We start from the raw sequence: 1,107 nt of genomic DNA, 5'->3' as shown, positions 1-1,107 counted from the left end.
TTACAAAACTTAAAATATTTGTTACATTAATTTACATAGCACGGGAATAAAAGAAACAAATAAAGGAAAAATTACTATGTATACCACCCAAGAAGATAACGGAATTCTTAACAACTATGCGGTTGAGAATTACTATGTATACCACCCAAGAAGATAACGGAATTCTTAACAACTATGCGGTTGAGCCTAAAATGACCTACGCAATACCCCACATTATGGGAACAGAAACGTTATCTGCAACTAGGCGCAGTAGCAGCACTCTTCGTGACAGCATTAGTTTTGATTTCTTTCGCAGTCAGCTAATCGATGAAGACAGTCAGATTTAAACAACAACTTTAATTAATCAAAACTTTTAATCGAGATTTAAAAGATAATCATGTTTGCACCAATCATCATTCTGGTTCGTAATTATCTAGGTAAAACTAAATTTAATTAACTTCGGGGTCAAGCGATCTCAAAATACTCTCAGGTTATTACGGCGGTTTGCAATCGCGTCGGTATCTAAAGAACAACCAGACAAAACCTAATCAGAACTGCTCGTGACAATGGCAAAAAGTTAGGATTACTCGCTTAAAGTATTTTTCTTTTCTTATCTCTCGTCACGACTCGCGCATTCTCTTGCCCCCAAATGCGATGGGTGTAAACGTCTTACGGAGTGGCTGTCTTTTGAGTGTGAGGGATGCTGAGAAGACCTCAAAAGGAGGACGCTTCGGTGGTCGGTTGAATTCCTGATTTCAGCCGTCCGTCTTGTACGCCACGTCCGACGCGGGTTCACTTGTCAACAGGAAATTTCTCCTACTCAACCTTGGTATTTATACCGAGGTTTTTTTTGTTAGAAACCATAGTAGAAATATTAGAAATGCGTCTATTTCTGCTTAAAGAGATTAGATAATCTTAAACATTATCTTAACTAGACCTCTCATTGCTTTCTCAGATTGGACTCAGGGAAATTCACCTTTTCTCTTAACCGACTCTTAGATTACTGTCAGAACCTTCTCATTAGGGTCAGCGATTCTATTAATAACAGGAAATCGAAAAGATTAATCGAATCACCAAAAAGGAAAAACAATTATGAAACGCTCATTATTAGTATCTTTATCAGCTTTA

Annotated in this window: 2 pseudogenes; both read left to right on the top strand. The window is 37.5% G+C overall.

Going from position 1 to position 1,107, the window contains the following annotated elements:
* Window positions 1-134 precede the first annotated feature (134 nt).
* A pseudogene (gene psb34 / locus H1P_RS33600) lies at window positions 135-303 on the top strand (photosystem II assembly protein Psb34).
* A 73-nt stretch (window positions 304-376) separates the two neighbouring features.
* A pseudogene (pgr5, locus tag H1P_RS39700) lies at window positions 377-574 on the top strand (cyclic electron transport protein PGR5).
* Window positions 575-1,107 lie beyond the last annotated feature (533 nt).

This window comes from Hyella patelloides LEGE 07179 (genome assembly GCF_900659865.1).
Lineage (GTDB): Bacteria > Cyanobacteriota > Cyanobacteriia > Cyanobacteriales > Xenococcaceae > Hyella > Hyella patelloides.
This window is presented reverse-complemented; position numbering and strand designations above follow the sequence as displayed.